This window comes from Sporolactobacillus sp. STSJ-5 (genome assembly GCF_024385605.1).
GTDB lineage: Bacteria > Bacillota > Bacilli > Bacillales > Sporolactobacillaceae > Sporolactobacillus.
In genome coordinates, this window is record NZ_JANFOJ010000025.1 from 1 (window position 1) to 22,639 (window position 22,639).

The following is a 22,639-nucleotide window of genomic DNA, read 5'->3' on the forward strand; positions in this document are numbered from 1 at the left end:
TATATGATTTTGTACGCCGATACGCCGATACGCCGATAAGATCACAAGCTGCTAGTTCCCAATCCGCATGGATCGGTTAGGCGATCAGTTAAGCGCCCAGTCTGATAAATAGACGGAGAAATTCCGCTTAATTCGAAAATGAACGAGAAAAAAGCCTAAATAGACGGAAAAATTCCGCCTATTGAATAAAAAAACGTGAAAATGGAGGGCTTTTCTGTGAATAAGCGGAAAAATTCCCCTTATTTACCGGTGAAACAAGCTTCGGAGTGCAAATAGTCGGAATATCTCCGCTTATTTTACTTGTTCCTTATTGAAGGGCAAGGATGCTCAATGCAACGCGAAAATCACCGCATTCTGCCGAAGTAAGGAGCGGGCGCTTTTTGACCGGTTTTTCTTATTTGATGGTGGGTCGACCAATAAGTACAGGTTATTCAACTACTTTAATTCCAAAAGATGAAATCAGACTTGCTGCCTGAAATTGATTGATTTTAAGCCCGTGGGATAAAGTAACATCAATTCGAATCATTGAAAATTCGCAGCTGGACAAGTTGATATCCTTGAGCTTTGTTTCACTAAAATCGGAACCGTCAATCAATGAACGGTTAAATTTCATTTTTTTCATTTGCACATTTTGGAAGAAACTCTCGTTTAGTTTATCTGTTTCAAAGGTGACATTTGTGAACTTGGAATCAGAAAAATTGATATAGGTCATCAAGCAATCCGTGAAAGTAGTGTCTTTAAATGTTGCTTTGATAAAATTGGTTCCCAAAAATTTGCACGCAGTAAAAGTGTCTCGATACAGGATTGATTTCTCAAAATCGCAATTTGAGAAATCACAGTGTGCGAACGAACAGTCAAGCAGCTCCGTTTTTGTAAAATCTTCAAAGAGGAAGACACAATGGTTAAATTGAACATCGCTCAAAAGCTTTTTTTCCTGATGGCTGTCAATTTCACAGTTTTTCAAGACGGATCCTTCTTCAATTTCTTCGAGATAAAGTGTTTTATTTTCAATTGGTGTTCCTGATTCCATTGCTATTCACCAGACTTTCATACAATAATAACCTACTCGGGAACAATTCGTATCCTAATGAGCCTTTTTCAGATAAAATGAGAGAGACACATGCTTCTTAATCATTAATCCATAAGGAATGGTTCATTTGATTAAAAATAGAATTCCAAATCATTATCTTCTCTTATTCTCTTGGATTGCCGCGATCTTTGCTACAGGAGGCAGCTTGTTTTTCAGCCAGGTCATGCATTTCGTGCCTTGCACATTGTGTTGGTACCAGCGTATTCTCATGTATCCGCTGGTCATCAGCCTCGGTATTGCCTACTTACATAACGATGTTTCAATTAGAAGATATATTTTGCCCGTTTCTATCCCAGGCTTTGTTTTAGCGTGCTACCATTATACCATTCAGATGTTGCCGAATGTCAGTACTTCGCAGTTCTGCTCACCGAACAATCCATGTACCGACAAGGAATTTTCAATTCTTGGTTTTATTACGATTCCACTGATGTCCGCAACTGCTTTTTTTCTGATCACTTTGTCAATGTTGCTTCTCAAAGCAAATCATCAAAATGAAATGAAGTGATCGCACTAGTTGTTGCTATGAAAAAATCTCCTTTCCAACTCACCTGGAGTGGAAAGGAGATTGCACGAAGTGATTAAAATCCATAAGCTTTTTCTTGTTCCTCACGAATCGCTGCGTAGGTTTTTGTCAGGACAACGGTGTCCTCAGCCAGACGACTGATTCGAAATAAGATGTCTTCATTAATCATTGCTTTTTGGTAAAAGTCCTTTTCTTCAATAAATACATAGCTCTGCACCATTTGTGCTTTCATATAAGCGAGTATCGGTTTTAACTGCTGTTCGGCAATCAAGTAATGTTTAGGCGAACCTGCGGTTACGATCATGCCGATTATTTTATCTTGGAAGGCATTTACGGGCAGCAGATCAAAGATGTTCTTTAAGGGAGCAGGTATTGATGCTTGAAAAACAGGTGTCCCGATAATAATCGCATCTGCATCCATTAAGCTCTTGGCAACGAACTGCGTGTCGCCGTCATACTCCAAATAATTGCGTCCATCACTGAATCGAATATTATATTCAGCCAGATCAATCAAGGATGCATCAACATTCGGATCTTTTTCTCTTAACGTTGTGAGCATATAATCCATGGCGATCCGCGTTTTGTGACCGACAATTGTGCCGACTAATCCGACAATCTTCATGTTTCCACCTTCTTATTTTTTTGCTGTGTATTTCTTGATCGCCGGTACTATTTCTGTGCCGATCACTTCTACATTCTTCATGACCTTATCAAACGGCATACCGCCGAAATCAATTTGAGCAATATAGCGCTGATGGCCAAATAATTCATATTGGTAAAGTATTTTTTCAATGATTTGCTGAGGACTGCCCACATTAATAATACTATGAGGATCGGCTCCTTGTGCAAAAAGCTGCTTAGAAAATCCCTGACCATTCGTTTTTTTCATGCCTTCATTAATACGCGGATACAGCTCACGAAGTGCTTGCTGCGTGCTCTCCGCAGTGTAGAAAAATCCGGCAGTAGTCACGGGCAGCTCGGCCGGATCAAAGCCGCTCGCTTGAGCCGACTCTCGGTAAGCATCAATGGTACGCTTGAAAATGGCGGCAGGTCCGCCTAAGTGGGCCATAAACATGGGAACGCCGGCATAGCCTGCCTTCATTGCACTGGCAGCCGTGCCGCCTACCGCTCTCCATATCAGCAGCGAACCATTTTTGGGACGTGGCAGTATTTTTGCATTGGTTAAAGGGGCGCGGAAATTTCCCTTCCAATTCACGATCTCTTCTTCATTTATTTTCAAGAGCAGATCAAATTTTTCTTCAAACAGTTCTTCGTAATCCCGAAGATTATAGCCCAGCAAATCGAAAAGGCCGATTCGCGATGCGCGTCCGGCAATGATTTCCGCACGTCCGCCGGAGATCAGATCAATCGTTGCAAAATTTTCATAGACGCGGACCGGATCTGAAGTACTTATAATTGTGGACGAGCTTCCGATTTTTATCTTTTTCGTCGCCTGTGCAATAGCCCCAAGCACAACGGCATGTGCCTGGGTCGCAAAGTAGTCCTGGTGGCTCTCGCCGACACTGAAAAAATCAATACCCGCCTGATCGGCGAGCTTCGCATACTCAATGATTTCATGAATGCGCTGTTCGGCCGAAATCCGCTCACCGGTTACAGGATCCGGCAAGTGATCGCCTAGCGTATAGATGCCGAATTCAAGCCCTTTACTTGAATCAATACGATATTTTCTCATGGATCATCATGCCTTCTTTTCTATTTTCACAAGCTTTGTCTTTTATGTTCCTACGAAAAGATCTTCTCATATATTTCATGTAATGTTATTATAAAAGATAATACCTATTTATGTAAGTACACACTTTCAAGTGGTATAGTATACAAATGGATACTATTGGAGCGAATGAATATGAAAATTGAACCTGATTTATGCCATGTGGAAAACGCATTGAGTATATTAGTGGGAAAATGGAAGCCGATTATTTTATTGTATCTGCTCAGAGACGGCACCCAGAGATTCAGCGAATTGAAACGAAATGTGAACGGTATTACGCAAAAAATGCTCACTAAGCAGCTTCGTGAACTGGAAGAGGAGGACATTGTGAAGCGTGTCGTTTACCCTCAGGTGCCGCCAAAAGTTGAGTATTCAATCACCGAATACGGGAAGAGTCTGCAACCAATTCTAGAAGACATGCATGAATGGGGCTTGAAGCACATCGCACATAAGCAGCAAATGCATCTGACCCGTCTCCATTAAGAAACAAATAGATCGAAAGGCATCTGAGTTCAGGTTTTGAGGAACCTACTCAGATGCCTTTTTCTATTTTCATATTTATTATGGAGCATAGGGGGCTCGAACCCCTGACCTTTGCGCTGCCAGCGCAACGCTCTCCCAGCTGAGCTAATGCCCCGCAATCAAGAATGATAAGCTCTACCTTATGGCAATGCTATTATATTACATGATGTCCGGCGTGAAGGTCAAGAAAAGATCCGATAAATTAGCCATAACCATCTCGAATTATTGAAAAAAACCTCCGCTTGATTTGCGGAGGTTATGCAGAAGCAGTTACTTCATGAAATCGGCAGGCGTTCTGAGGTGCCAATTCAGTGATTGATTTAATTGGTTAATGAATGGTTTCATGGTTTCATCCAAATAGTTCTGCGACATCAGTATTTTTGGGGCACTCATTGACCAGCCGAAAATGAGTTTCTGATAAGGACCAAGCTTTTTCCATGACGGATCAAGTTCCTTATAGACTTGATCGAGCATTTCTTGAATATCTGATTCCGTGTATAAAGAGTTTTTCGCAGCATCAATGGCAGTTGACGGATCATCTAAATAAGACTTAATGTCTTCGATTGTCACAAGTACCACCTCTACGACTATGGTATCACAATCATGGTGAAATCAATTATTTCTTTACGGTAAATCTTTTCCATGCTTCACTGCAGTCAAGCCGTATCCGCTGATCATATTACGACACGCATCGTCTATTAGTCTTGCCTTTGATATAATAAAAGATATAGCAAAAAAACGGAAGGAAGAACAGCCTTCATGAAAGCACAGGACAGAGTATATAATGCCTTAATACAGTCAGCCGATCACAGCGATGAAGGTGTTACCGCTTCAGAACTTGCAGAACAGATGGGGTTGAGTCGGCCGGTCGTCAGTCACTATTTGAGTGGATTGTTAAAAGAAGGCCGTGCTCAGAAGAAGGGAACAAAGCCGGTTTATTGGAGCGCTGTCCAGCGTGAAGCAGATGAGCCGAAACAAGAAACAGACGCTTTCCAAGCATTTGTTGGACATGACGGAAGCCAAAAATCGGTGATTGAACAATGCAAGGCGGCCGTTAATTATCCGCCGAATGGTTTGCCCCTGATCATCAATGGCAGGAGCGGCGTAGGCAAAAGCTTTCTCGCCAGTCTAATCTACCGTTATGCTCTGGACAAAGGCGCGATTGGCGCGGATGCGCCGTTCATTATTTTGAACTGTGCGGATTATGCCAATAATCCCGAGTTGCTTTCTAGCACTCTGTTTGGTCATAAAAAAGGGGCATTTACCGGGGCTGATCAGGACAAAGAGGGTTTGCTGAAGCAAGCGGACGGCGGGTATCTGTTCTTTGATGAAATTCATCGGCTGTCCTTCGAGAATCAGGAAAAACTGTTTGTCTTTATGGACAAGGGACAGTTCCGTCCAATTGGTGAAAATAAACAATGGCAGTCAGCTAAGGTTCGACTGATTTTTGCAACCACCGAACAAAACGATGAGGTTCTTCTTGCCACATTTCGAAGAAGAATTCCGCTAAAAATCCATATCAGCGATTTGAGTGAGCGTCCATTCTCCGAGCGCTTGCAGCTGGTCTATAATTGTTATCTTCAGGAAGCCAAAAAGATGCGCAAAAATCTTGAGGTGAGCAGTGAAGTGCTCAATCAATTATGCTTTCAAAGACTTGAAGGCAATATCGGGATGCTGCGGAACATAATTCAAATCAGCTGTGCTCATGCGTTCACCGAACAGCAGAGCCGGGAATCCTTGCAGATCACGATTGACCAGCTTCCGCTCTCAAAAAAGGACAGAACAGGTGAGAATGTTCTTAAACGGAATTTTTCCCCGTTGCAGATTGGAATGAATGACGAGCTTACTGCTGTGGCAAATGAACCTCGTCATCAGAAGAAGCAAATGACAGGCTTTTTCTCCTATCTGTCGCAGTACCCTGAAGAGGATACAGCCAAGGATCGCGCCGCATTAATCTTGGAATTTAAGAAGCTGGCACAAAGTATTGACCAAGCCAAGCCAACAGATAACGAGATTATCAATCGATTTTCTGCAATTCGTGAACGATTTGATGAACAGGTGCAGTGGATGCAGGAACGCTATGGTGTGACGTGTTCAACCAATACGATTGACGCGATGTTCCATGCGTTTATCTTATTCCAAAAAATGGTGCTGCCCTCAGATCAAGGTGATGTGCTCAATAAAAAGACAGCTACCTTATTTCCAAAGGCACATTATATCGCTGAACGCTTTGCTGAGCGCTCAGCGGCGTTAACCGATCATGGATTAAATTCACTTACACAGCTGTTCACCTTCTATTTACAGCCTTATATTGAAGAGAATATTCGCCTGCACGGTCTGATCGTTGCCCATGGACGGCATACGGCGAGCAGTATTCAGGCAGTGGCGAATCAGCTCTGTCACACGTTCGTATTTGAATCGATTGATATGCCGATTTCAACCGATCTTGGAGAAATCATTGTCAAGGTTAAGGATTATTTGAAGAGGCAGGATACAAGCGACGGACTCATTCTGCTTGTCGATATGGGCTCGTTGACACGACTGTACTCTTCTATTAAGAATCAGCTCAATGGAGATCTTCTGATTATCAACAATCTAACGACACAAGTTGCACTTGATATTGGGATGAAAATGGTACAAAACACTCCGTTTCGGAAAATTGCGGAGCAGGCAAAGACAAATTACACGATTGATGCTCGTTATTTTGAAGGGCTGACTCAAGGAAAAAATATCATTATTTCGTGTATGTCCGGTGTTGGTATTTCCAATCGTGTACGTGAAATCATGACACACTACATTCCTCAGGATCGACTGGATGTTTTGACCATGGAGTACAAGGAGCTCAGAGATGCGATTGCACGCAATGACAAGTCGTATTTTAAACAGACGCTGTTTATTATTACCACATCAGAACTGCCGTCAACACTTGATGTTCCTAATGTTAATATCTATGAAATTCTTGAGGACCGAGGCCAGGGGTATCTGTGGAAAGGGTTGAAGCCATTCATCGGACGTCCGCATTTTGAATTAATGATTCAGGACTTCTTGAAGAATTTCACGATTGAAGGCATTTCTAGCCGCCTGAGCTTCTTAAATCCGACTGTCATTATTAACGAAGTTGAGCATGTGATTTCTTTATATGAGAACTATTACGAAGTTCGGCTGGACGGCAAGGTCAAGTTGAATCTCTATATGCATATTGCCTTGATGGTGGAACGATTAATTACGACCAAAGACAGCAGCGTGCGGGACAATGTCAGCGTTCAACTTTCTAATAAAGAACAGGAATTTATTGCGATCACAAAAGAAATCTTTCATGATATGGAAACCAAGTACAATATTCGCGTAAACGGCTATGAACTTTCACTGCTTTATGAACTGTTGAAACCGTTTATTAAACGAAATAGTGAACAGGAAAATTAAACGGTTTTATGATGTGTTTAAAAAAGACACTGGATTTGTGTATAAGTGTTTAAAGGTAAATAAAATACGTGCTTTGAAAACGGTTAATGAATCGCAAATGGTCAGATAGTGACGCATTTTGCGGATTCTTGGCCGTTTTTTAATGCGCTTACAAAGTGTTTAAAAAAGTTGGCACGAAAATTGCTTAGTAAAAAGAGAAGGCGAGGTGGAAAGAAATGAAAAAGATATTAGTAGCAACTCATGGGCAATTTGCCGACGGAGTAAAAAGCAGCCTGTCAATCTTAGTCGGTAAAACGGATTCGATTACTTTTCTAAACGCTTACGTAAACAAAGAAGATGTGGATGAAACGATTGACCGATTTTTCGCAGATGCTGCAGAAGATGATGAATTGATCATTTTCACCGATTTGCTTGGCGGTAGTGTCAATCAGAAAGTAACGCTGCGTGCACAGAAGCATCATGCATTTATCATTGCAGGATTTAACCTGCCGATTATTTTGGAAGTACTGCTTGCATCCGCGCCGATAACCAAGGAACTTTTAAACCAAAAACTTGAAGAATGCAGGAAAGCAATGGTTCTTGTTGAACCGGAAAAACTGGCAACGGTTGAAGATTCGGAAGAAGATTTCTTAAGCTGAGACAGCAGGCTAAACGGAGCTTTAAAAATAAGAATGGAGCTGATTTAAATGATCGTAGCACTAAGAGTGGACGAACGGCTGATTCATGGACAGATCGCGATGACTTGGTCGAAGGAACTGAAAATTAAAGGAATCGTCGTGCCGAATGATGAAGCAGCGGCCAACGAAATGCAGAAGATGGCATTGAAAATGGCCGTACCAAGTGAAATCAAAGTGTTAATTAAACCGGTAAACGAAGCGATTAAGGTGCTCAATAATCCAAAGGCGGCAAACATGCGCATGTTGGTTATTGTAAAAACGATTAAGGATGCACTCACCATCGTGCAAAACGTCCCGAACATTCAGTACGTGAATATTGGAAACGTCGGCAAATCTGTAAGCGGTGACAAAACGGAACTCAGCAGCTTTGTTCTCTTGACAGACGAAGAAATCGAAAATCTAAAGAAACTTGTTGAACTCGAACCGAAGACCGCATTGCAGGTTGTTCCTTCAGCGGAAAAGAAATTGGCTGTGGATGTATTGGCACAGTTAAAAAAATAACAGAAACTAGGTGATGAAAAAATGTTATACGAAGCAATTATTGTTTCATTGATTGTTATTGCCACAGTCGGCGGTGCTGAATTACTTGGTATGACCATGTTGAACCGTCCAATCGTAATCGGTCCCTTAGTCGGTCTTGCACTTGGTGATATTCAATCCGGCGTGCTCATTGGCGCGTCTCTCGAGGCTGTTTTCATGGGCGTTGTCAATATCGGCGGTGCCAGTGCTGCTGAACCAGGTCTTGCAACCGCAGTTGGTACTGCATTTGCCATTACATTGGGCGGAGGCGCGGGGGTTGCCCTGCCGCTTGCGATTCCAATCGGTATTCTTGGCCTGCAAGTGAAAACGCTTTTATATGTAGGTGTCATTGGCTTCTTTGCCCCGGTGTTCGATCGCTTGGCGGCAGAGGGCAAGGAACGAAAAATTGTACTCTTGCATTATGGAGCATGGGTCTTGCAGTGGGGCCTCTACGGACTGCTGCCATTCATAGGTATCCTTGCGGGATCCGATGCAATCAACGCTTTTGTTAAAGCGATCCCTCAAGTAATTATGAACGGCTTGAACATCTGCGGCGGGCTGCTTCCGGCAGTCGGCATGGCGATGCTGCTGAAGCTGCTCTGGGATAAGAAAATCTATGCATTCTTTTTCCTTGGATTTATCCTGGTTGCTTATTTGAAATTGCCGCTCGTTGCGCTGGCTGTTCTTGGCGCCATTATTGCGGTAACCATTGCACAACGGGACTATCAATTAAGTCAATTGACGAAAAAAATGAATGCTGCTCCTGCCACAGCTGCTCCTGCAGGAAATGCGGGCCAAATGGATACAGAAGAGGAGGACTTCTTTGATGAGTAAAATGACGAACGTCTCCAAAGATGAGAAAAAGATGCTGCGTAAAATGTTCTGGCGCGCGTTTACGCTGTACACAGCCGTAACGCCGGCAAAACAAGGTGCTTCCGGTTTTTGCTACTCAATGATGCCATTTATCGATCATTTTTATAAAGATGCGAAACAAAAGAAAGATGCACTTGTTCGTCACATGGCTTACTTCAATACAACGATTCCATTGTCCACATTTATCATGGGTATTGCGGCGTCAATGGAAAAAGAGAATAGCAAAAATAAAGATTTTGACGCAAACTCAATCAACGCGATTAAGTCGAGCTTGATGGGCCCGCTTGCTGGTATCGGTGATTCGTTCTTCTGGGGCGTACTGCGTGTCATTGCCGCCGGAATCGCAGTCAGCATGGGCCAGTCGGGTAATATTCTGGCACCGATTGTTTTCCTTTTGATTTTCAATATCCCGACAATTTTGGTACGCTATTATGGAACGTTCCTTGGTTACACCCTAGGTTCAACCTATATTGAAAAGATATACCAGAGTGGTTTGATTCACATTTTGACGAAGGCAGCAAGTATTGTTGGACTCATCATGGTCGGCGGGATGACAAGTCAGATGGTCAAATTTACGACAACGATTTCCATGAGCATGAAGGGCGAGTCGGTGCTTAAGTTGCAAGGCATGCTTGATCAAATCTTTGTTGGCATTGTTCCGCTCGGAATTACACTGCTCTGTTTCTATCTGCTGAATAAAAAAGTCAGCATCAATTACTTGATCTTCGGCGTAATCGGATTAAGTATCCTATTATCTGTATTCCATATTGCTTAATGGCACGGGAAAGACAGCATGAAAGGGGAAAAACGATGAGTGAATGGTGGAAAGACGCGGTCATCTATCAAGTCTATCCGCGAAGCTTCAAGGACAGCAACGGCGACGGTTGGGGCGATTTGAATGGAATTATTAAGAAACTCGATTATTTAAAAAAACTTGGCATCGATGCGCTTTGGATCAGTCCCGTTTACGATTCGCCGCAGGATGACAATGGCTACGATATTCGCGACTATCGCAAGATCTATGATCGGTTCGGGTCAAATGCGGACATGGAGCATTTGATTGCCGAAGCGCATCAGCGCGGGATTAAGATCATTATGGATCTAGTCGCAAATCACACTTCGGATGAGCATTACTGGTTTCAGGAAAGTAAGAAATCCAAGGATAATCCATACAGTGACTATTACATTTGGAAGGATCCGAAGCCGGACGGAAGCGCGCCGAATAATTGGGGCTCACATTTCGGTGGATCCGCCTGGGAGTATGAACCGGAACGCGGTCAATATTACCTGCACTTTTACACGAAAAAACAGCCTGATTTGAACTGGGAAAATGAAAAGGTGCGTCAGGAAATCTATGATTTGATGCAGTTCTGGGTGGATAAAGGTGTCGACGGATGGCGTATGGATGTGATTGCTGAAATCTCTAAATATACCGATTTCCCTGATTATCCACCGCAGCCTGGAAAAGAATTTATTGTCGGATCAATGCATCAAAACGGACCGCGCCTGCATGAATTTATTCAAGAAATGAATCGCAAGGTGCTCGCGCCGAACGACAGTATGACGGTCGGCGAAGCACCAGGGTCAAATGCTGAGCTTGCCAAGCTGTTTACCGATCCTGAGCGTAAAGAACTGAATATGATCTTTACATTTGAACACGTCGAACTTGACCGTGTGAAAGGATCGCCTAACCGCAAGTGGGCACTTCGACCATTTGAATTCACAGAGTTAAAGAAGGTGCTTTCCGACTGGCAGGACACCTTACGCGGCTGTGGTTGGAATGCACTGTATTTTGAAAATCATGACCGTCCGCGCATTATTTCACGGTGGGGCAATGACACGAATTACCGCAAGGAATGTGCCAAGGCGTTCGCAACCGTTCTGCATGGTATGCAAGGTACACCTTATGTCTATCAAGGCGAGGAAATCGGTATGGTGAATGCCCATTACGCTCTTGATGAATATGATGATGTGGAAATCAAGAACGCCTATAAAGAATACGTTCTAAAAAATAAATCGATCTCAGAGGAAGACTTTAAGAAAGCGGTCTGGCAGGTCAGTCGCGACAATGCACGCACCCCGATGCAGTGGGATGCAGGAGCTGAAGCGGGATTCACGACCGGCAAGCCATTGTTCAAAGTGAATCCGCGCTATCCGGAGATTAATGTGGCGGAAGCGCTCGACGATCCGGATTCCATTTTCTACTATTATAAGAAACTGATTGACCTGCGGCACAAGGAACCGATTCTGAGAGAGGGAACCTATCAGCTTTATCTTGCCGATGATCCGAACCTGTTTGTTTACGAGCGCACTTATGGTGATGAAAAATGGCTGGTGGTTGCCAACTTCTCAGAGGAGAACACAGATGCTGCTCCACTTTCTCAATTCCTTTACGATCAATGGGAACCTGTGATTGGAAACTATCCATCCGTTGATCCGCACCAACCGCTGAGACCTTATGAAGCCTACATTATTCGCAAAGTGAAGTAAACTTGCATTTCCGCCATACTTGATTCGTTTATGAATCGGGTATGGTTTTTTTATGGGCAAATTTCTGGAGGATTATGGCTTTCATAGAGTTCATGTTTTATTGCCATTTTTGAATAGAAGACGGAAGAGGCGCAATATCGTATCAATTGAAAAAACACTAATAATATTAAGAAAGCTGAATTGAAGAGAAGAAGTTAGACCGAATCCAGGGAAAGCTAGACCGAATCTAGTGAGAATTAGACCGAAAAGTAGAGGTTAGGCCGAACCGATGGAAAGTCAGACCGAACCTGTGAAAAATTAGACTGAACGCTCGAAAAGTTGAACCAAATCTTCCTTTGTTGCGCAGTACGTCTTAACTTTGCGCTAAGGTAAGCTCCACACACAACAAAAAAAGGATCAGGCACAATTTTCCCAATCCGCTCTGATCCATTAAAATTATTCAGGTTGCCACTCGCGAAATTGAGGAAGAAACGGGTCTGAAGCTTGCCAATCTGAAGCTGTTCAACGTTTATTCGGGGTCACCTTTGTATGAAGCGGAAAATGGCGATCAGTATTATACGGTTTCGACGATTTACAAAACGACCGATTACAGCGGCAATTTGAAAATTGATGCCGTCGAATCGGAAACGTTTGAATTCCGAGCTTTCGACCAACTGCCTGAGCGGTTGTTTCCGGAACACCGAAAAATTTTACACGATTATTTCGATGGATGTACCGAAGCTTGAGCTTTTCCATACATAGCAAGGGCTGAGTCAGTAAAAAAGCGCATGTTTCCAGTGAGCACTTTGTCTTTATGCCAAGCGATATACGTGGAAATCGATTTTGGGGCTGCCTGCCAATTGAGTTTGGTAAGCAGTCCCTTTTCAATCTCTGCGTGAACGGTGATCTCAGGCAAAAAGGCCAGACCAATCCCGGCGAGGGCACATTGTTTGATGGCCTCAACCGTAACAAATTCCATTACGGTCTCAGGGATAATTTCGTGTTTTTCGAAGGCGTTCTCTAGGGAGTTGCGATAAGAACAGCCTTTAGACGTTAGTAAAAAGGTTTCACCATTGAGATCTTCATCTGTAATTAGCGGATGTCTGCATATCGACTTTTCTGATGCGGCAACCAGCACCATTTTCTCGTCAATTAGATCTTCTTCAGTCATTAAAGGTGAAGGATGATGCGTACCCATCATCCAGCCTAAATCAATACTGCCGTCCATGATCGCTTCACGAACTTCTGAGTCAAAATTAACGGGCTTTAAAATCAGATGTGCTTTTGGATCATGCCGCTTATACTTTTCAAGCAGCAGTGGAAGCCGATAGGTGCACTGACTTTCCGTAACGCCAATCGTCAATGTTGGCGGAGTATTCATCAGTTTTTCTTCTGCTTCACGGGTGAGCTGCACCATCTGATCAGCATAATTTTTGAACTGCCGACCGGCTTCTGTTAAAAAAATCTTTTTGCCCAGTCGTTCAAACAGAGGCTGCCCGAGTTCGCGTTCTAATGCCTGGATCTGAGCAGTGACACTGGATTGAGCAAAGTGCAGGTGACGCGCGGTTAATGTGAAATTAAGATTTTCTGCGGCAATTTTGAATGTCAAAAGCTGTTTTGTATCCATGATCTAGTCTCCTTATCGAATATTTCGATTGATTCATACAAAATAATCATCTTTCCTGATTGATCCTTTCATTTTATGATGAGGAGGCGAGAAAAACAAGTGTTGAAAGAAGGATGAACATGAAAACGATTCGTTTGCCACAAGCGATTGCATTATATATAGGTGCTGTTCTTGGCGCAGGAATTCTTCTTGTACCAGGGCTTGCTGCTCAAGTTGCAGGTCCGGCATCATTGATTGATTGGGGATTACTCATGATTTTGGTTCTCCCGCTGGCTCTTTGCATGGCCTATTTATCCCAAAAATATCCACATTCCGGTGGTGTTTCTTATTTTGTTACGGAGGCTTTCGGTCATCGTACGGGACAGGTGATTGGCTGGTTTTTCCTAATGTCGGTTCCAATCGGGGCACCGGTGACCGCGATCACAGGAGCTGCTTATTTAAGTACGGCGTTAAGACTTCCTGATTCGATAACCATTGCCTTAGCCGGTTTGGTTTTACTTTTGGCTGTACTGATCAACTATCGGGGAATGCAAATTGCGGGAAAAGTGCAGGTCGCGGTCATTGCCATGATCCTCATCATTTTGACGGCTACCTTGGCGGGGGCATTGCCGCATGTACGGGTGAGCCATTTTCAACCATTCATGCCAAACGGTCCATGGAGTATTGGATATGCATCAACGCTGCTTTTTTGGTGTTTTATTGGCTGGGAAGCAATCACCAATTATTCAACGGAGTTCGTGAATCCGGAAAAAGATGTGCATCGCGCGACGATCATATCCGCACTCATCTTAGGCATCCTTTATTTCATGACCGCATTTGTTATTGTTGGTACAGGAAGTTATCATGTGCAAGGACAGGCAGCCTTGGTTATTGTTTCGGAGCAAGTGTTTGGGCGAGGCGGTGCGATTATTATTGGGGCGGCAGCTTTGTTGATCTGCCTGGCGACGGTCATCGCCTATATCGGTTCTGCAGCGCGAATGGCCTGTGCTATGGCAAAGGAAGGGGCTGCGCCGCGATGGCTCAATAAGCAGTCGGAAAAATATCAGACCCCGACCGGCGGACTTCTCTTTTTAGCAGCCTGCTTTCTCATTGTCATGACCGCTTATTCCAGTGGCCTGATTTCACTGACAAAATTGATTCAATTGCCCAACGCGACTTTTCTGCTTAATTACATGGGCGGGTGCGCGGCAGGATTAATTCTTTTCAGAAAGGAGAAGAAAAAATTTCTCATCAGCCTCGTTGCGTTGCTTGCCACGCTTTTCATGTTCTTTTTTGTTGGATCTGCTATTCTTTATCCACTCATTATTTGTGTGTTCATAGCGGGACAAAGGATGGTTCATTCACTCAGAAAAAAGTCTTATTAATGATGGTTGCCATTCAGACGCGTGATTTCCAATAATGAAAAAGAATCCTTAGGATCATATGATCTCGGATTCTCATTTTTTGCATATGCGATTATTTTACTGCTTGAATGGTTGATGAGACGATATACTTTTCAATGCCAACCCCTGGAAGCCATTCTTTAATGAATGATTTTGATTCATCCTTGGGCTTAATTTCAATTTGTGCGAAGCCGCTTTGCTCGAGCATGTGCTGTAGATCATTAATGGAAGAAGCGCCGGAAACACATCCGGAATAAGATACATCCAAATCGTTTTTAATTTTTTCCGGCAGCTCGGCGGTCAGAACAACGTCGGAAATGGCCAACCGGCCGCCTTTCTTCAGGACGCGGTACGCTTCTTTGAACACTTGCGGCTTGTCGGGGGAGAGGTTGATGACGCAATTGGACAGAATCACATCTATGGATTGATCGGCGACCGGTAAATGCTCGATTTCGCCTAAACGAAAATCAACGTTTGAAAAGGATCCTTTTTCCGCGTTTGCTCTTGCTCGGCTAATCATTTCCGGCGTCATATCCACGCCGATGACCGTTCCATTGTCGCCGACTTGCCGGGCGGCAAGAAAGCAGTCGAATCCGCCGCCGCTGCCTAAATCCAGTACGCATTCGCCGGGTTTCAGTGACGCGATTGCTTGAGGATTGCCGCAGCCTAATCCAAGATTCGCGCCATCAGGTACAGCGTTTAATTCATCTGTTGAATAGCCGAGCTGCTCGGAAACATCATTTTTGTTTTCTTGTGTCGCGCAGCAGCCGACATCAGGGGAAGAGCATCCGCAAGATGATGCCGACACGTCTTGCAGAGCGATTTGTTTGTAACGGTTGCGGACATTTTGTCTAATTTGATCTTTTGATAGTGCCATGAAAACCATTCCTTTTTATTGGATTATTTTTCTTCTTCAGCGAATGCTTTTATTTTATTTGCAATGCCGTCTCGAACGTTTTGGAAGACGCTCCAGATTTCTTCAGGAGTTCCCTGCGCTTTGGCCGGGTCGTCAAATCCCCAATGTTCTCTTCTTACCTGCGGCGGAGTCATCGGGCATCGATCCTCCGCATCGCCGCATAGTGTGACGACAAGGTATGCGCGGTTGAGCAGATCGGGATCAATAAGCTTGGATTCATGGTTGGAAATATCGACGCCGACTTCTTTCATGACGGCAACTGCGTTTAGATTTAAGCCGTGTGCTTCGATTCCTGCCGATCGAACCTCGTAATCATCACTTAAATACTTTTTTCCGAATCCTTCAGCCATTTGGCTGCGGCAGGAGTTGCCGGTGCAGAGAAAATAAATCAACTTCTTTTCCATTTCGTGAACCACCTTTTTACGCCTTATCCTGGCGATTGAATGGATTTCTAAGTCGCAGAGCAACGTTGACGAGTGCAATCATGACCGGAACTTCAACGAGTGGGCCAATAACTGCAGCAAATGCCTCGCCCGATTGAATGCCGAAGATTCCGACGCTTGTGGCAATGGCAAGTTCAAAATTATTGCTCGCTGCGGTAAAGCTAAGCGCGGATGTTTTTCCGTAATCAGCACCCGCTTTTCTCGCCAAAAAGAACGAGATGAAGAACATGATCACAAAGTAGATCAGCAGTGGTACGGCGATTCTAATGACGTCAAGAGGCAGCTGGATGATCATGTCGCCTTTGATTGAGAACATAATGATGATTGTGAAAAGCAAAGCAATCAGAGCAAGCGGACTGATCCGCGGACAAAAAACAGCTTCATACCATGCCTTTCCTTTTATCTTGACGAAAATAAGCCGAGTCAGCATGCCGGCAAGGAAAGGAATACCTAGATAAATCAACACACTCTGCGCAATATCCAGCATAGTGATCGGGATGCGAAGGCTGTCTAATCCCAACCATCCCGGTAATAAAGTAACAAAAAAATAGGCAAATACAGAGTAGAACAGAATTTGAAAAATAGAATTAAATGCGACCAATCCGGCAGTGTATTCACGATTTCCTTGAGCAAGATCATTCCAGACAATGACCATGGCAATGCATCTCGCAAGACCGATCATAATCAACCCGGTCATATAGGCCGGATAGCCATGGAGAAAGATGACTGCCAAAAGAAACATGAGAACAGGACCGATCAGCCAGTTCTGCACCAAAGACAAGATCAAGATTTTTACATCTTTAAAGACCATCCCCAATTCTTCATAACGAACTTTTGCCAAAGGCGGGTAAAGCATCACAATTAAACCGATAGCGATCGGAATGGATGTTGTTCCGACTTGCAAACGATTTAACGTACGTACAAATGATGGAATCAAATAACTGAGCAAGACTCCCAAAATCATTGCCGAAAAGATCCATACGGTTAAGTAGCGATCAAGAAAGGACAGCTTTTTCATTTTAATGGCTCCAATGGAATGCTCATGCCGGCTTTTTGACAATCGCATGTTTTTGCCTTCAGCGACGGCAGTGCCTGGATAATCTCTGATACATAGCTTGGGAGCTGGTCATTAAGACGGTAATAGACCCAAGTTCCCTGCTTGCGCTCGTTGATTAAACCGGCCGCACGCATTTTCTTCAAATGCTGACTGATTGCCGGTTGCGATAAATCAAATAAATCGACAAACTCGCAGACACATCGTTCACCATTTTTTAAGAAGGCGAGCATTTTCAACCGAGTCTTATCACCGACAATCTTGAGCAAATCGGACATGGATTCAATCTCTTTTTCATCATTCATATATTTATCCTCACTTATATAATAATATAATTATATTAGTATGCACTTATGTTCAAGTCAAATCAAAACACTCAACGAAAGTAATCAGAGCCGTCACGGAGTGTAGGATGTCAATTTTTTATGAATAGTAAATTCAAATCGGCTTTTTGCTCCTCGATTTGATCGCTTACTTTTATTGACATAGAATAGATTATCTTATATAGTTAGCTACATAAGTAATTAACCGATTGGGTGGTGAACCGATGCGTGAACCAATGAATGATGGTCGGCCTATTTTTGTACAGATTGCTGAACACATTGAAAACGAAATTCTTGAGGGATCACTTGAGGAATTAGGCCAAGTCCCTTCAACCAATCAATTTGCTACTTTCTACAAAATTAATCCGGCAACAGCAGCAAAAGGAGTGAATCTGCTCGTGAATGAAGGCATTCTTTATAAAAAAAGAGGGATCGGCATGTTTGTTGCCGAGCATGCGCGTGAAAAATTGATCGAGAAACGCAAAAAAACCTTTTTCAATGACTATGTGGCTGCCATGCTTCACGAAGCAGAAAAACTGCAGATAGAAAAAGAAACATTAATTCAGATGATTGAAGACGGACAAAAGTGATTGAAGCAAAGGAGGATATTATGACAACTGAAATTAAAGCCGATCATGTGTCGCTGCGGTTAGGAAATCACAATGTTTTATCGGACATCTCATTTCAATTAAAGGGAGATAAAATATACGGCTTGCTTGGAAGAAATGGAGCAGGCAAGACATCGTTGTTGTCACTGCTCGCCTCTTTTCGTGAACCAACGGAGGGAACGATTCGAATTAACGATGAGATGCCCTTTGAGAATGATCGAGTGATGAATCAAGTTAATTTTGTCTATGCAAAAGATCAGAGTAATGAGACGGAAACAGTAAAAGGAATGCTCGAATTTGCCGAACGCTATCGTCCGAATTGGAATGCCGAGTATGCATTAAAGCTTGTGAAGCGATTTAAATTGCCATTGGATCAAAAGGTCGACGCGTTGTCCAAAGGAAAACAGTCGGCACTGGATGTGGTGATTGGTCTTGCTTCGCGTACATCGGTCACGATTTTCGATGAGGCATACTTAGGCATGGATGCTCCGGCGCGGTCAGTATTTTATGAAGAACTGATCAAGGATTATGCTGAACACCCACGTTGCATGATTTTGTCGACGCATTTGATTTCTGAAGTAGCCTCTCTCATAGAAGAAGTGATGATTATTGATTGTGGCAAACTGCTCCTCCATGAATCGGTCGACACGCTCATGAGCCATGGACTTAGTGTTACAGGACCGGCTGAAAAGGTGGACCAATTGACAAGTGGTCTTCACCTATTGAAACAGCAACAATTGGGGAGAACGAAATCGGTGATGATTTATGGGCAGCTAGAGAGCGGACGACGAGCAGAATTTGAGTCAGCAGGATTTGAGCTTGGTCCGATCGGATTGCAGGAATTGTTTATTTATTTAACGGAACATGAGGGGGATGAAGAATGAGCGGATTCATGAATCACGTCACTCGAAAAGTCGCTGTGGATATTTTTTGGAGGCTATCGACTTGGATGGCTTGGTGTCTTCCTTTTTATATCGGTTTTTTCATTATCGAGCATTTTGTGCCGCAAATTCAGATTGACCTTAACTTTTTTGACGGCACAATACAGTCGGCAAAAGTTTACATGCTTGTTGTGGGGATCATCCTTGCACTTTCGGTGCCCGGCGCGTACATCAGAAATGGGGTAACTAGGAAAAATATGTTCAACGGCGTGTTTATCGGCATGTCTTGCACGGTAGGTGTTCTGTCACTAGTGGTACAGATTCTTTATGGTCTTTCATTATGGATCTTCGGCAATGAATTTGGGCAATCTAATGGTTTATCACAGATTTATCATAATCAGTTTCTATCTCTGTTTCTTATCTTTTTCTTGCTTTGCGTGATCTACTTTGCGATCGGATGGTTGATCGGCCTGGCATTTTCACGGTACGGCTTTTTGTCTGGTATGTTTTCCATTGCCTTATCAATCGTTCTGGTCGGTTTGTCCGAATATTTTTGGAATTCCTATATGAAGCTTCCTTGGCGGTTGGATTTACTTATGAGCTGGCTACCTGATACACAGATTTTATTTGTTACAGGGTTTGTCGGCAGTGCAGTGATTCTTGCCCTGCTCATTGCTTTGCTCCATATGATGATTAGACGCATGCCAATCAAGCCCTAACAAAGCAAATCATAGGACTTACAATCTCAATATAAGTGAGGTGTATGTTATGGATCTCATATACAAAAATTTTCTTCAACCAACACCCCAACACTACCAGTTGCTTCTCGATGCTGATCCATCAAAGAAGCTCATTGACGCTTATTTACCGCAAAGCATCTGTATTGAAGCATATACGCAAAGAGAAATGGCAGGTGTTGTCATTTTGTTGCCGACAAGACCAGAAACCATTGAAATCGTTAATATTGCGGTAGTGCCTGAACAACGTAATAAAGGGATCGGACAGGCACTGATTGAACATTCGATTCAATGTGCCAAGGAGCGACATTATCAAATTATTGAGATTGGAACGGGAAGTACAAGTTTTGGTCAGCTTTATTTATACCAGAAATGCGGGTTTCGGATGGTTTCCATTGATACCGATTTCTTTGTTAAGCATTATAGCGAGCCAATTATTGAAAACAAACTAATTCTTAAGGATATGGTTCGTTTGCGGTTAAATTTATAAAACAAGTTCTTGTGGCTATGTTTGGAAATCGTCCTCTATAATAGACTTTAAATAAGTTTTCCTATAATGATTGATTTATAGAGAGAATGGTTCGCATCGCGTCAATTTTATATAGTGCTTTGTTTCAGAGGAGGAAAACAACCGTGAACACGAATGATGTGCGTTTAATTAATAGAGGGATTCAAATTGAAAGCTTTTCTATTGCATGGATGGCGGTCGAATTCATGATTGCATTATGGTCAGGCATGATGGCACACTCTTTGCTGCTGGTTGCTTTGGGACTAGACAGCCTGATTGAATTAATCTCCGGAGCGTTTCTGCTCTGGCGGCTGCAGACGGAAAAGAATCAATCCAGTGAGGAAAAGGTTGCTCGTGCGGAGCGTATCTCTTCGTATGTGGTCGGCGCCGCCTTAATGCTGCTCGCACTCTACGTTGTCCTGTCGTCCATTTATCGATTGGTCACGCGACAGACTGCGGAAACGAGTGTGTTAGGAATTGCTTTGGTTATCGGCTCGTGCGCGCTGATGCCGGTGCTGATGATTGCCAAAAAGCGGATCGGTCATGCCATTGGCAGTGATGCCTTGATTGAAGACGGCATGTGCAATCTGGTCTGCGCTTATATGGCGTTTACCGTTTTGATTGGTGCGGGATTTACCGCACTATTCAATTGGTGGTGGGCTGATTCCGTGGCGGCATTGATTCTTGTTTTCTTCATTGTCAGTGAAGGATGGGAGGCACTCCATCCCGATGAGGAGTGAGCTCATGTGAGAAACCGCGGATCGGTGGTCATTGCGTAATAGCGGAAAAAATTTATTCTTTTTTAGAAAAAGAGGATGAGTGTTTGTGAGAAAAGAAGAAATGATCCGTTTTGTCCGAAGCGCTGTGCCGAAGCTGCCCATTGCTACGAGTGAAGTAAAGACGAACGGTTGGGACAATGACATTTTGATCATAAACAAACAGCAGGTTTTCCGCTTCCCGAAAACAGATCAGATTACTGACCAAATTAAGAATGAATGCGAGCTTTTGAAGCAGCTTTCACAAAAGAATCCTGTTCTGCAAATTCCACGATACAAAATGATTTATGAAGGAGAGGTGCTCAAAGCGGTCACCTATCCTTTTTTGAGTGGAGAATCGTTGAATGAACATCCATTTGATTTAAGGAAGAACCCGGAAAATGCTCAATTACTAGGCGATTTTCTCACGAAGCTGCATCAAATGGCGAATGAGCTTGTAAAAATATTTGGACCGGCATTAGCTGTTTTCGTGCTGGCTTTATTGCCAAATGATCTAAAAGCTATTGGTTTTCTTATTGATGCACTGACATACATCGCTGCAGCTCTAATCCTCATAAAATTAGTGAGACATAATCAGGCAAGCTCTCTCCGCTAAAAGATGCCGTAATGTTTAATCTGCTCGTTATTTTTCTGCTTATCTTATTTGGCGTTGCAGGTGCTGATGTGATGTTAACAGCCCATGTGAATGATATTGGACTTAACACATACACTGTCGGTTATGTCGTTGGTGCACTAAGCTTCGGAATATTAGTGACGTCAATGGTTGCGGCCAAATGGGTGATTCATTGGCCTTTGCAAATTCAATTGGGTGTATCCGGTTTTGCGCTTGGACTTAGCTACAGTATCATCGGTTTCGGAGCTAACCTTATAACACTGATACTTGCAGCATTCATGACAGGAGCATGTAACGCTATTTTTAATATGTCTTCATCAACCTTTTGGCAGAAACAAATCCCTTATACTCAATTAGCTCGCTTCTTTGGATTAGTCGGAAGCTTGGCATCGGCAGTGACACTAATCGGTATGGGGGTTAACGGTTTATTGAGTGAATGGATCACAGCAGGATTAACCATTATGCTGTGCGGCTTACTGATCGCACTAGCGGGATTATTATTGATTGTCAATCTATCATTAACCCGTAAATATAAGAAGCAGGTGCTACAGGAAAATGAGGTGCAGTAAACGGATGGATTTATGTAATAAAGAAGATGATTATCCAATTAATAGCTGCCAAATTATGCTAGAATAAGATCATGATAAGAACGGCTAAAGAGCGGCGCACACCTTTTGTTTCTGTGTTCCTTGTCTGTGTAGACGACGGAGACGGAGGAGGTGCGATTCTTTTTCATGAGTACGATTATGGCTGTCATTGGCATTCTGAGCTTGCTCTTTATAGGTGGCTCATTCTTGCTAAACCTGCTTGATCATAGCTCTAAGGAAAAGAAATAATCCGCTCTGAGCCGACCAGCCGGTAACGGATTATCCTTGAGATATGAAGTTAAAAGGTGATGCGTTGCTCTTAAAGCAACTTCTTATCTAAAGCAGCGTTGATGTTCCAG

The 22,639-nt window shown here is 43.2% G+C and carries 26 protein-coding genes and 1 tRNA gene; 17 read left to right on the forward strand and 10 right to left on the reverse strand.

Going from position 1 to position 22,639, the window contains the following annotated elements; all coding sequences use genetic code 11:
* Positions 1 to 427: 427 nt before the first annotated feature.
* On the reverse strand, positions 428 to 1,030 hold the full coding sequence (locus tag NOM01_RS15795) for a pentapeptide repeat-containing protein (RefSeq protein ID WP_255749530.1): 603 nt from the start codon (positions 1,028 to 1,030) through the stop codon (positions 428 to 430).
* A 127-nt stretch (positions 1,031 to 1,157) separates the two neighbouring features.
* Between NOM01_RS15795 and NOM01_RS15800 the strand changes: the two genes are divergently transcribed.
* Entirely contained in the window at positions 1,158 to 1,595 is a 438-nt protein-coding gene (locus NOM01_RS15800; RefSeq protein ID WP_255749531.1) for a disulfide oxidoreductase, read from the forward strand.
* Between the two features lie 73 nt (positions 1,596 to 1,668).
* Here NOM01_RS15800 and NOM01_RS15805 read toward each other — a convergent pair whose 3' ends face one another.
* Both NOM01_RS15805 and NOM01_RS15810 read right to left on the reverse strand, forming a co-directional pair.
* Positions 1,669 to 2,235 carry an NADPH-dependent FMN reductase gene (locus NOM01_RS15805; RefSeq protein ID WP_255749532.1) on the reverse strand — a complete coding sequence of 189 codons (567 nt, stop codon included), beginning with the start codon at positions 2,233 to 2,235 and terminating at the stop codon, positions 1,669 to 1,671.
* 12 nt (positions 2,236 to 2,247) lie between these two features.
* Positions 2,248 to 3,306: an LLM class flavin-dependent oxidoreductase gene (locus NOM01_RS15810; RefSeq protein WP_255749533.1), complete on the reverse strand. Its 1,059-nt coding sequence runs from the start codon at positions 3,304 to 3,306 to the stop codon at positions 2,248 to 2,250.
* A 171-nt stretch (positions 3,307 to 3,477) separates the two neighbouring features.
* Here NOM01_RS15810 and NOM01_RS15815 point away from each other — a divergent pair, with 171 nt between their 5' ends.
* Positions 3,478 to 3,825, forward strand: coding sequence for a winged helix-turn-helix transcriptional regulator (locus NOM01_RS15815; RefSeq protein WP_255749534.1), 348 nt, complete (start codon positions 3,478 to 3,480; stop codon positions 3,823 to 3,825).
* Positions 3,826 to 3,906: 81 nt separating this feature from the next.
* Here the strand turns inward: NOM01_RS15815 and NOM01_RS15820 are convergent.
* Together NOM01_RS15820 and NOM01_RS15825 are read right to left on the reverse strand one after the other, a co-directional pair.
* Positions 3,907 to 3,979 (reverse strand) — tRNA-Ala (locus NOM01_RS15820).
* 155 nt (positions 3,980 to 4,134) lie between these two features.
* Positions 4,135 to 4,434 carry a hypothetical protein gene (locus NOM01_RS15825; protein WP_255749535.1) on the reverse strand — a complete coding sequence of 100 codons (300 nt, stop codon included), beginning with the start codon at positions 4,432 to 4,434 and terminating at the stop codon, positions 4,135 to 4,137.
* A gap of 189 nt (positions 4,435 to 4,623) precedes the next feature.
* On the opposite strand from NOM01_RS15825, the gene NOM01_RS15830 reads away from it, so the two are divergent.
* The 7 genes from NOM01_RS15830 to NOM01_RS15860 all read left to right on the forward strand — a co-directional run bounded on the left by NOM01_RS15830 (position 4,624) and on the right by NOM01_RS15860 (position 12,571).
* Positions 4,624 to 7,287, forward strand: a complete 2,664-nt coding sequence (locus NOM01_RS15830; RefSeq protein WP_255749536.1) for a sigma 54-interacting transcriptional regulator — start codon at positions 4,624 to 4,626, stop codon at positions 7,285 to 7,287.
* 215 nt (positions 7,288 to 7,502) lie between these two features.
* Complete coding sequence (locus NOM01_RS15835; RefSeq protein WP_255749537.1) at positions 7,503 to 7,925, forward strand: PTS sugar transporter subunit IIA; 423 nt, start codon at positions 7,503 to 7,505, stop codon at positions 7,923 to 7,925.
* A 48-nt stretch (positions 7,926 to 7,973) separates the two neighbouring features.
* Complete coding sequence (locus tag NOM01_RS15840) at positions 7,974 to 8,465, forward strand: PTS sugar transporter subunit IIB (protein WP_255749538.1); 492 nt, start codon at positions 7,974 to 7,976, stop codon at positions 8,463 to 8,465.
* Between the two features lie 21 nt (positions 8,466 to 8,486).
* Complete coding sequence (locus tag NOM01_RS15845) at positions 8,487 to 9,317, forward strand: PTS mannose/fructose/sorbose/N-acetylgalactosamine transporter subunit IIC (protein ID WP_255749539.1); 831 nt, start codon at positions 8,487 to 8,489, stop codon at positions 9,315 to 9,317.
* Positions 9,310 to 10,131, forward strand: coding sequence for a PTS system mannose/fructose/sorbose family transporter subunit IID (locus tag NOM01_RS15850; RefSeq protein WP_255749540.1), 822 nt, complete (start codon positions 9,310 to 9,312; stop codon positions 10,129 to 10,131). Before NOM01_RS15845 ends, NOM01_RS15850 begins: the two co-directional genes overlap by 8 nt.
* 35 nt (positions 10,132 to 10,166) lie before the next feature.
* On the forward strand, positions 10,167 to 11,846 hold the full coding sequence (locus NOM01_RS15855) for a glycoside hydrolase family 13 protein (protein WP_304654940.1): 1,680 nt from the start codon (positions 10,167 to 10,169) through the stop codon (positions 11,844 to 11,846).
* A 437-nt stretch (positions 11,847 to 12,283) separates the two neighbouring features.
* Positions 12,284 to 12,571, forward strand: a complete 288-nt coding sequence (locus NOM01_RS15860; protein ID WP_255749560.1) for an NUDIX domain-containing protein — start codon at positions 12,284 to 12,286, stop codon at positions 12,569 to 12,571.
* On the opposite strand, the gene NOM01_RS15865 is transcribed toward NOM01_RS15860, so the two are convergent.
* A complete protein-coding gene (locus NOM01_RS15865) occupies positions 12,544 to 13,452 on the reverse strand; it encodes a LysR family transcriptional regulator (RefSeq protein ID WP_255749541.1) in 909 nt (302 codons plus the stop codon). The two genes, NOM01_RS15860 and NOM01_RS15865, sit on opposite strands and share 28 nt — an antisense overlap.
* 119 nt (positions 13,453 to 13,571) lie before the next feature.
* On the opposite strand from NOM01_RS15865, the gene NOM01_RS15870 reads away from it, so the two are divergent.
* A complete protein-coding gene (locus NOM01_RS15870) occupies positions 13,572 to 14,816 on the forward strand; it encodes an APC family permease (RefSeq protein WP_255749542.1) in 1,245 nt (414 codons plus the stop codon).
* Positions 14,817 to 14,907: 91 nt separating this feature from the next.
* Here the strand turns inward: NOM01_RS15870 and NOM01_RS15875 are convergent, their stop codons facing one another.
* Genes NOM01_RS15875 through NOM01_RS15890 form a run of 4 tightly spaced genes read right to left on the reverse strand, consistent with a single transcriptional unit; the run spans position 14,908 to position 17,552 of the window.
* Positions 14,908 to 15,711 (reverse strand): arsenite methyltransferase, encoded by an 804-nt coding sequence (locus NOM01_RS15875; protein ID WP_255749543.1) that lies wholly within the window; start codon positions 15,709 to 15,711, stop codon positions 14,908 to 14,910.
* Between the two features lie 23 nt (positions 15,712 to 15,734).
* Positions 15,735 to 16,154, reverse strand: a complete 420-nt coding sequence (gene arsC, locus NOM01_RS15880; protein ID WP_255749544.1) for an arsenate reductase (thioredoxin) — start codon at positions 16,152 to 16,154, stop codon at positions 15,735 to 15,737.
* Between the two features lie 16 nt (positions 16,155 to 16,170).
* Entirely contained in the window at positions 16,171 to 17,211 is a 1,041-nt protein-coding gene (arsB, locus tag NOM01_RS15885) for an ACR3 family arsenite efflux transporter (protein WP_255749545.1), read from the reverse strand.
* On the reverse strand, positions 17,208 to 17,552 hold the full coding sequence (locus NOM01_RS15890) for an ArsR/SmtB family transcription factor (protein WP_255749546.1): 345 nt from the start codon (positions 17,550 to 17,552) through the stop codon (positions 17,208 to 17,210). The genes arsB and NOM01_RS15890 overlap by 4 nt, the downstream gene beginning before the upstream one ends.
* 242 nt (positions 17,553 to 17,794) lie before the next feature.
* Between NOM01_RS15890 and NOM01_RS15895 the strand changes: the two genes are divergently transcribed.
* The 7 genes from NOM01_RS15895 (at position 17,795) to NOM01_RS15925 (ending at position 22,262) form a co-directional block, all read left to right on the forward strand.
* A complete protein-coding gene (locus NOM01_RS15895) occupies positions 17,795 to 18,160 on the forward strand; it encodes a GntR family transcriptional regulator (RefSeq protein WP_255749547.1) in 366 nt (121 codons plus the stop codon).
* 20 nt (positions 18,161 to 18,180) lie between these two features.
* Positions 18,181 to 19,062: an ATP-binding cassette domain-containing protein gene (locus tag NOM01_RS15900; RefSeq protein ID WP_255749548.1), complete on the forward strand. Its 882-nt coding sequence runs from the start codon at positions 18,181 to 18,183 to the stop codon at positions 19,060 to 19,062.
* Positions 19,059 to 19,778: a hypothetical protein gene (locus NOM01_RS15905; protein WP_255749549.1), complete on the forward strand. Its 720-nt coding sequence runs from the start codon at positions 19,059 to 19,061 to the stop codon at positions 19,776 to 19,778. Before NOM01_RS15900 ends, NOM01_RS15905 begins: the two co-directional genes overlap by 4 nt.
* A 49-nt stretch (positions 19,779 to 19,827) precedes the next feature.
* Positions 19,828 to 20,286 carry a GNAT family N-acetyltransferase gene (locus tag NOM01_RS15910; protein ID WP_255749550.1) on the forward strand — a complete coding sequence of 153 codons (459 nt, stop codon included), beginning with the start codon at positions 19,828 to 19,830 and terminating at the stop codon, positions 20,284 to 20,286.
* A 143-nt stretch (positions 20,287 to 20,429) separates the two neighbouring features.
* Positions 20,430 to 21,044, forward strand: a complete 615-nt coding sequence (locus NOM01_RS15915) for a cation efflux transmembrane domain-containing protein (RefSeq protein ID WP_255749551.1) — start codon at positions 20,430 to 20,432, stop codon at positions 21,042 to 21,044.
* A gap of 85 nt (positions 21,045 to 21,129) precedes the next feature.
* Positions 21,130 to 21,675, forward strand: coding sequence for a protein kinase family protein (locus tag NOM01_RS15920; protein WP_255749552.1), 546 nt, complete (start codon positions 21,130 to 21,132; stop codon positions 21,673 to 21,675).
* Positions 21,676 to 21,686: 11 nt separating this feature from the next.
* The gene (locus tag NOM01_RS15925; RefSeq protein ID WP_255749553.1) at positions 21,687 to 22,262 is read left to right on the forward strand and encodes an MFS transporter; all 576 of its coding nucleotides are present in this window, start codon (positions 21,687 to 21,689) and stop codon (positions 22,260 to 22,262) included.
* The last annotated feature ends 377 nt before the right edge of the window (positions 22,263 to 22,639 follow it).

Coding starts and splice junctions, on each gene's coding strand:
- NOM01_RS15795 (WP_255749530.1), bottom strand. CDS start 1,030: ATGGAATCAGGAACACCAATTGAAAATAAAACACTTTATCTCGAAGAA.
- NOM01_RS15805 (WP_255749532.1), bottom strand. CDS start 2,235: ATGAAGATTGTCGGATTAGTCGGCACAATTGTCGGTCACAAAACGCGG.
- NOM01_RS15810 (WP_255749533.1), bottom strand. CDS start 3,306: ATGAGAAAATATCGTATTGATTCAAGTAAAGGGCTTGAATTCGGCATC.
- NOM01_RS15815 (WP_255749534.1), top strand. CDS start 3,478: ATGAAAATTGAACCTGATTTATGCCATGTGGAAAACGCATTGAGTATA.
- NOM01_RS15830 (WP_255749536.1), top strand. CDS start 4,624: ATGAAAGCACAGGACAGAGTATATAATGCCTTAATACAGTCAGCCGAT.
- NOM01_RS15835 (WP_255749537.1), top strand. CDS start 7,503: ATGAAAAAGATATTAGTAGCAACTCATGGGCAATTTGCCGACGGAGTA.
- NOM01_RS15840 (WP_255749538.1), top strand. CDS start 7,974: ATGATCGTAGCACTAAGAGTGGACGAACGGCTGATTCATGGACAGATC.
- NOM01_RS15845 (WP_255749539.1), top strand. CDS start 8,487: ATGTTATACGAAGCAATTATTGTTTCATTGATTGTTATTGCCACAGTC.
- NOM01_RS15850 (WP_255749540.1), top strand. CDS start 9,310: ATGAGTAAAATGACGAACGTCTCCAAAGATGAGAAAAAGATGCTGCGT.
- NOM01_RS15855 (WP_304654940.1), top strand. CDS start 10,167: ATGAGTGAATGGTGGAAAGACGCGGTCATCTATCAAGTCTATCCGCGA.
- NOM01_RS15865 (WP_255749541.1), bottom strand. CDS start 13,452: ATGGATACAAAACAGCTTTTGACATTCAAAATTGCCGCAGAAAATCTT.
- NOM01_RS15870 (WP_255749542.1), top strand. CDS start 13,572: ATGAAAACGATTCGTTTGCCACAAGCGATTGCATTATATATAGGTGCT.
- NOM01_RS15875 (WP_255749543.1), bottom strand. CDS start 15,711: ATGGCACTATCAAAAGATCAAATTAGACAAAATGTCCGCAACCGTTAC.
- arsC (WP_255749544.1), bottom strand. CDS start 16,154: ATGGAAAAGAAGTTGATTTATTTTCTCTGCACCGGCAACTCCTGCCGC.
- arsB (WP_255749545.1), bottom strand. CDS start 17,211: ATGAAAAAGCTGTCCTTTCTTGATCGCTACTTAACCGTATGGATCTTT.
- NOM01_RS15890 (WP_255749546.1), bottom strand. CDS start 17,552: ATGAATGATGAAAAAGAGATTGAATCCATGTCCGATTTGCTCAAGATT.
- NOM01_RS15895 (WP_255749547.1), top strand. CDS start 17,795: ATGCGTGAACCAATGAATGATGGTCGGCCTATTTTTGTACAGATTGCT.
- NOM01_RS15900 (WP_255749548.1), top strand. CDS start 18,181: ATGACAACTGAAATTAAAGCCGATCATGTGTCGCTGCGGTTAGGAAAT.
- NOM01_RS15905 (WP_255749549.1), top strand. CDS start 19,059: ATGAGCGGATTCATGAATCACGTCACTCGAAAAGTCGCTGTGGATATT.
- NOM01_RS15910 (WP_255749550.1), top strand. CDS start 19,828: ATGGATCTCATATACAAAAATTTTCTTCAACCAACACCCCAACACTAC.
- NOM01_RS15925 (WP_255749553.1), top strand. CDS start 21,687: ATGTTTAATCTGCTCGTTATTTTTCTGCTTATCTTATTTGGCGTTGCA.